This is a genomic window from Psychroserpens citreus (assembly GCF_055686305.1).
Genome location: NZ_CM145999.1, coordinates 20,124 through 27,500, shown reverse-complemented (window position 1 = coordinate 27,500; position 7,377 = coordinate 20,124). Strand labels below are relative to the sequence as shown.

5 protein-coding genes (1 of these 5 cut by a window edge) are annotated in these 7,377 nt (G+C 33.1%); all 5 read right to left on the bottom strand.

The annotated features are described in order from the left end of the window. On the bottom strand, positions 1–251 hold the beginning of the coding sequence (gene murQ / locus ACTU6T_RS00125; RefSeq protein ID WP_460219241.1) for an N-acetylmuramic acid 6-phosphate etherase. Its footprint begins 574 nt before the window's first position; the window shows 251 of its 825 coding nt (coding positions 1–251); its start codon is at positions 249–251; its stop codon lies beyond the left edge, outside the window. A gap of 51 nt (positions 252–302) precedes the next feature. Beyond that, on the bottom strand, positions 303–1,124 hold the full coding sequence (locus ACTU6T_RS00120; RefSeq protein WP_460219240.1) for a DUF4249 family protein: 822 nt from the start codon (positions 1,122–1,124) through the stop codon (positions 303–305). Positions 1,125–1,127: 3 nt separating this feature from the next. After that, entirely contained in the window at positions 1,128–3,509 is a 2,382-nt protein-coding gene (locus tag ACTU6T_RS00115; protein ID WP_460219239.1) for a TonB-dependent receptor, read from the bottom strand. A gap of 50 nt (positions 3,510–3,559) precedes the next feature. Further along, entirely contained in the window at positions 3,560–4,501 is a 942-nt protein-coding gene (locus tag ACTU6T_RS00110; protein WP_460219238.1) for a threonine/serine dehydratase, read from the bottom strand. Positions 4,502–4,578: 77 nt separating this feature from the next. Further along, positions 4,579–6,798 carry an NADP-dependent isocitrate dehydrogenase gene (locus tag ACTU6T_RS00105; RefSeq protein WP_460219237.1) on the bottom strand — a complete coding sequence of 740 codons (2,220 nt, stop codon included), beginning with the start codon at positions 6,796–6,798 and terminating at the stop codon, positions 4,579–4,581. Positions 6,799–7,377 lie beyond the last annotated feature (579 nt).

The following is a 7,377-nucleotide window of genomic DNA, read 5'->3' as shown; positions in this document are numbered from 1 at the left end:
GGAGGGCATTCTGAAGCATCTAATATACCAAGTCTGCCACTGGTTCCTGCACCAATATAAAACAAGCGACCGCCAGATTTCAATTTAATGACTATTTGTTCTATTAAACTTTCAATTTGTGGAATGGCAGCCTCTACAGCTAGAGGTACAGTTTTATCCTCATTATTCATATTAGTCAATAATTCAGTAATAGTCATTTTTTCTAAATGATTATAATTTGAATCTTGCTCGGTAGTTTTTTTGAATGTCATAAGTCAAAAATAAAGTATTTTTAACTTATCATCAGTAGATTTTTATTAAAGCTATTCTTCAATAGTGAAATTAAATCTATGTGCTTCTGAAAGATTAAAATAGCCTAACGCATAATTATCAGGATTGGTAATATTAATAATATTGCCGCGTAGTAATGCTGGAGCAGTTTGAAATGGATTTCCACCTTCTTGTTCACTTTGTTCAATGAGTAAGCCAGCATAATTAAAATAACGTTCGTCTATTCCTAGAATCTTAATTGTTAAATCTTGACCAGGTAGCATATCTTCATAAAAATAAGAGAAGGTAAAACTTTCACCTTGATAAAATCTATCTTCACTAACCTCCAATAAGTTGAAATCAAAATCAAAGAGATAAAAATCATCTCTAGTTCCATTATCAGTAAAAGTTACTTTTATTTCTGTCTCATCTCCTTCAAAAAGTGTTCCATCACCTTGTTCAATATTTTCTATAAGTGCTGTAGGATATAGTTGGGTGGTAGCCTTAAACGTTTCATTGTTATAAATGACTGTCAACTCATATAAAACATCAAATTCAGGAATAATTACCGAGCCAACTTCAGGAGTATAAAAACCATTATCACCTTCAGCTTCAAAACTTACTACAGAATTATTATCTAAATTTGTAATATATACCGTAGCATTATTTACCGCAGGTACATTTCCGTCGAAAAAAGGAGCAGACATGGTTAATCGCAAGTAACCGTCAATTGCGATAGGATCTTCATTAAAATAGAATTCGAAAGATGCATCAACTACTAAACGCGGTTCGCTATTTGGAACCTCAATATCAATAACATCTTCACAACTTGTAACTGCAATAAGTACTGTTAGAATGTAAATTAGACGTCTCATACATTAAAATTTAAAATTATAAGTAAAGGCAGGGATGATACCAAAAATAGAAGTTCGAGTAGCTTCATTTACAAATGTGTCTTGATTTCTTGCGAAATTAATTGAAGCAGCATTTCTTCTATTATATAGATTGTAAATACTAAACACCCATTCACCTTGCCATTTCCTATTTTTATTTTTTCTAGGTGTAAGTGTTGCTGAAATATCTATACGATTATAGGATGGTAAACGCTCACTATTTCGCGCACCTTCATATATGGGAACAGTTAAACCTTGAAATTGAAATTGTCCTGATGGATAATTTGTAGGTTGCCCAGTTTGAAAGACAAAATTTGCTCCGAAAGTCCATTTTTCATTTAATTCATAATTACCATTAAAAGAAATATCATGCGTTTTATCATATCCCGTATTATACCATTCTCCATTATTAATACCAGTTTCTATACTAGTTCTTCCTGGAGTTCTTTGTTCTGATTTTGAAAGCGTATAAGCTAACCAACCTTTAAATTTTCCTTCATTTTTTTTAAGTAAAATTTCTAAACCATAAGCGCGTGCTTCCCCATTAAGAATGTCTTGTTCTATAGCATTATTTGCAATAAGGTTTGCACCATCAATGTAATCTATACGATTTTTTATGTCTTTATAAAACACTTCAGTTTCTAAAGAATACATATTGTCTTTGATATTTCTGAAGTAGCCTAATGCATACTGATTGAGTAATTGCGGTTTGATATATTTTCCACTTGGTGTCCAAACATCTAGTGGTGTTGGAGAACTCGTATTTGATAGTAGATGTAGATACTGAGCCATACGATTATAACTAACTTTTATTGACGTATTATCATTAAAAGCGTAAGCGAGCGAAAACCTAGGTTCTAAATTTGTGAAGGTTTCTATTTTATCTTTTCTGCTAAATTGTTCGACAGCAATTGGTTCTGCTGCCTCATAAATTTGAAGTGCTTCATTAAATATGAGTGGATTATCATCTTGATAGATATTCAATTCATCTTGACCCAATCTGATAAAATTACTTAGTCGTAATCCATATCTTAGCACCAGTTTATTAGAAATTTTATGTTCAGTATCAATATAAGCTGCAAATTCATTGGCATACTTATCAATTAATTTTTCTCGTATAATTCCAGAGTCTTCTCTATTAGGTTTTATTTCACCTGGGTTAAACTTATAGTAAATGTTATTAATTCCATAGTTGAGTTGGATTTTTGAATTAAGGTAATGTTTGAAATCGTATTTTAAATTAAAATTTCGAATACCAGAATCCCATTCAAACCCTACAAAATCTAATTCTAAACCATAAAAATAATCAGAGTAAATCAATGAAAGATTAGAAAATATTTTATCTGAAAACAGATGATTCCATCTTAGATTTACTACAGTATTACCATAAGTATTTTCAAAACTATCATCTATGCTAAAGACATCTCGTCCAAAATAACCTGAGAGATATAAGTTATTATTATCATTAAGTTTATAGTTTAGTTTTGTATTTAAATCATAGAAATAAGCAACATTGTCATTATCTGCTATAAGCGGTAAAAATAAATGTGCATAAGAGCCTCTACCTCCAATTAAAAAGGCGCCTTTTTCTTTTACAATTGGACCTTCTGCTAATAATCGACTTGATACAGCTCCAATACCACCACTAAGTTTGTAGTTGTTGCTATTTCCTTCTTTTTGATAAATATCTAAAACCGATGAGACGCGTCCGCCATATCGAGCAGGAATACCTCCTTTGTACAATTTTAAATCTTTTATGGCATCAGGATTAAATACAGAGAAGAAACCAAAAAGGTGAGATGAGTTAAAAATTGTAGCCTCATCTAATAGAATTAAATTTTGATCTGCTGAACCACCTCTAACATTAAATCCGGACGAACCTTCACCTGCATTAGTAACGCCGGGCAAAAGAGTTATTGATTTTATAACGTCTACTTCTCCTAAAACAACTGGCATTTGTTTAATTGTGTTTATAGATAAAGCATTAACACTCATTTGTGGTTTTTTAATGTTTAGCTTTTCTACATCTTGTTTGATGACCACTTCATTAAGGCTTTCGGTACTTTCTTCTAACTTATAATTCGTAATTTTATTTTCTGAAAAGGATATTGTTTCAGTTATAGTTTTATAGCCCAAATAGCTAATTTGTACTTTGTATTCACCTTTGGGAAGAGAAATGGAGTAGAAACCATATTCATTAGTATTTGTTCCTGTTTGTAATTCAGGGAAAATGATATTAACACCAATTAATGTTTCATTACTATTTACATCTGTTATCGTACCACTTAATGTTATAGTTTCTTGAGCGAAAATTGAAGTAAGAACAAATAAGAATGATAGTACGAGGCTTTTCTTTAATGATATCATATATCAAAAATAAGAAAGAAAGCCCTCACAATTATAGTCTCAATCGTTAATTAATTATTAAAAGGTAGATTGTTGATATCCACATTACCTCCAGAAAGAATAATACCAATTTTCTTATTTTTTAATTGTTGCTTATCATTTAAAATCGCTGCAAATGTTACAGCACTAGAAGGTTCAATGATAATTTTCATGCGTTCCCATATAAATTGCATGGCCTCTACAATGTCGGGTTCTGTAACTCTAATAATACGATCAACATGTTTTTGAATGATAGGAAAATTATGATGCCCTAATTGAGTGCGTAAACCATCTGCAATAGTATTCGCCGTAATATTGGTTTCTATTTTTCCACTATGTAAGGAACGGTAAGCATCATCGGCTTCAAAGGGCTCTCCTCCAATCAAGGTTATGTTTTTTCCAAAATGGTGAGCAGCTAAAGCAGAACCAGCTATTAAACCACCACCACCAACGGGACATGCAATGACATTAAGATTTGGTTCTTCATTTAGAAGCTCCATACAAGCTGTTCCTTGTCCTATAATGACATTTGGGTCATTTGATGGATGTATAAATGTGGCACCTGTATCTTTGACAATTTGATCAGCAGTCTTTTGTCTTGCTTCTATGGTTGGTTCACACTCAATAATATGTCCATTATATGCTTTAACGCCATTTTTCTTTACTTGTGGAGAATTTGAAGGCATTACAATAGTAGCTTTGACACCTAAGCTTTGAGCAGCTAAAGATAGCGCTTGTGCAAAATTTCCCGATGAATGCGTAACTACTCCTTTTTCTTTTTGTATCTCTGAAAGTTGCATAATGGCGTTAGTTGCACCACGCATTTTATAAGCTCCTGCTCGTTGAAAATTTTCACATTTAAAATATACTTCTGTACCAACACGTTTATTAATAAGTGAAGATTTTAATACAGGCGTATTATGGATAAATGGACGTATTCGATTATGGCAATTTATAAGAGCTTCTTTTGTCATAGGGTAAAATTACGATTTGTTTAATACAAAAAAAAGACCGTCCAATTAGACGGTCTCTTTTTTGTATTAATAAGTGCTTATCCTATAATATCATTTAAGGTAGCACTAGGTCTCATGGCTTCGGAAACTATTGAATCATTAGGTTCATAGTAACCACCAATATCCATTGATTGTCCTTGTACATCATTTAGTTCGTTAACTATTTTTGTTTCATTAGCTTTTAAATCTGAATAGACTTGCGTGAACTCTTGTTTTAAACTATCATCTTGGGTTTGGTTAGCCAATGCTTCTGCCCAATATAATGCTAAGTAGAAATGACTTCCTCTATTATCAAGTTCATTAACTTTTCTTGATGGTGACTTTCTATTAGCTAATAATTTTTCTGTCGCATCGTCTAAAGTTTCAGATAATATAACAGCTTTTGGGTTATTATTTACAGTTCCAAAGTGTTCTAAAGATACCGCAAGCGCTAAAAACTCACCTAAAGAGTCCCAACGTAAATGATTCTCTTTGGTAAACTGTTGTACATGTTTTGGCGCAGATCCACCAGCTCCGGTTTCAAATAAACCACCACCATTCATTAAAGGAACAATGGATAACATTTTTGCGCTAGTTCCTAGTTCTAGAATTGGAAATAAATCGGTAAGATAATCACGCAGTACATTACCAGTAACAGAAATAGTATCCTTACCATCTTTAATACGCTCTAGCGTAAATTCGGTAGCTTTAATAGGAGAGAGGATTCTAATATCTAATCCGGTTGTGTTGTGATTTGGTAAATAAGTATTAACCTTTTTAATCAATTCTGCGTCATGAGCTCTATTCTCATCTAGCCAGAATACTGCTGGGGTTTGAGATGCTTTTGCTCTTGTTACTGCCAATTTTACCCAGTCTTGAATAGGAGCATCTTTAACTTGACACATTCTCCATATATCACCAGTTTCTACACTATGAGAGGTTAATATTTGTCCAGAGTCATTTATAACTTCTACTTTTCCATCTGATGAGATTTCAAATGTTTTATCGTGAGAACCATATTCTTCTGCTTTTTGAGCCATTAAACCAACATTAGGAACTGTACCCATTGTGGTTGGGTCAAATGCTCCATGTTGCTTACAAAAATTGATTGTAGCTGTGTAAATTCCGGCATAACTACTATCAGGAATAACAGCCTTTGTGTCTTGTTGTTTTCCTTCTGCATTCCACATCTGTCCAGACGTACGAATCATAGCTGGCATTGATGCATCAATAATAACATCACTAGGCACATGTAGATTTGTAATTCCTTTATCTGAATTTACCATAGCTACATCTGGAGCATTAGAAAACGCAGTTTTTATATCAGCTTCAATCTCTTCGCGTTTAGCATCAGATAATTGACTCAATTTACCCACTAAGTTTCCAAAGCCATTATTCACATCAACACCAATGCTTTCAAAAGTATCACCATGCTTTGCAAATAAATCAGCAAAAAATACACGAACAGCATGGCCAAAAATAATAGGATCAGAGACTTTCATCATTGTTGCTTTCATATGTAATGAAAACAATACACCTTTATCTTTTGCATCTTTAACTTGAGCCTCAAGAAATGTTAATAATGCTTTTTTACTCATTACAGTGGCATCGATGATTTCACCTTGTAATAAGTTTAAGCCGTCTTTTAAAATTGTTGTTTGTCCAGAAGCATTAGTGTGTACTATTTTTACTGAGGTTGCGTCAGCTAGAGTTACGGACTGCTCATTATGAGCAAAATCACCATTTGACATTGTCGCTACGTGACTCTTTGAATCTGCAGACCATGCTCCCATAGAATGAGGGTTCATTTTTGCAAAGTTCTTAACTGCTTTAGGTGCACGTCTATCAGAATTACCTTCTCTTAAAACTGGGTTAACAGCACTACCTTTAATTTTATCATAGCGCGATTTAATGGCTTTATCTTCTTCATTTTCTGGCTCATCTGGATAATTAGGTAAACCATAGCCTTGAGCTTGTAGTTCTGTAATTGCAGCTTTTAGCTGTGGAATAGAAGCGCTTATATTTGGTAATTTAATAATGTTGGCCTCTGGGTTTTTTGCTAATTCTCCTAATTCGGCTAAGGCATCTGGAACACGTTGTGACTCGGTTAAAAAATCTGGGAAGTTAGCCAAAATACGTCCAGCAAGAGAGATATCTCTACTTTCGATATTAATTTGAGACGACTTCGTAAAGGATTTAATTATTGGTAACAATGACTGCGTTGCTAAAGCAGGTGCCTCATCTGTTTTGGTATAAATGATAGTAGGAGTATTAGCCATAAACTGTTTTAAATTTTAGTGAATTAAAAACGCTTAAATTTTAAGCGTTGCAAATATACAAAAATACAGTGTCTTTTTAATGGCGTTTTATGATTAGATATATCTGAAAAAGTTCAAAAAAACAAAAGCCATATCACTGTAGCAGACTACTTTGACATGGCTTTTTTGAGATAGTTACACGTGATCTATTTAACATTGCTGCTAAACTCAAGACAGCTGAACTTACGTTCCCTCATCTTTTTCGATTCAAGTTTCACTATTTCAATGAAACGTTTCATAACTTTCAAAATGTATTGACCTGTTATTACTATGTTTCGGTTTTAGTTTGCTTTTCTTGATGTTTAAGTCTCTTAATCATTCCACTTGCGTGTTAGATAGCTTCCAAAACATTGCTCGTCCTGTTCACATTTACTTTCGTTCCTGCTACTTTTTCTGAGCTTTCAGATACTTCTACAATCAACTGCCTAAACATTTGTTTGTATCCAAATCATCATGGTTCTTTCACCTCACACGCCTACACGTGCAGCTAGTAAACCTCAAAAAACAATACTATATAAAGAACGTTGCTTTATTTACAAT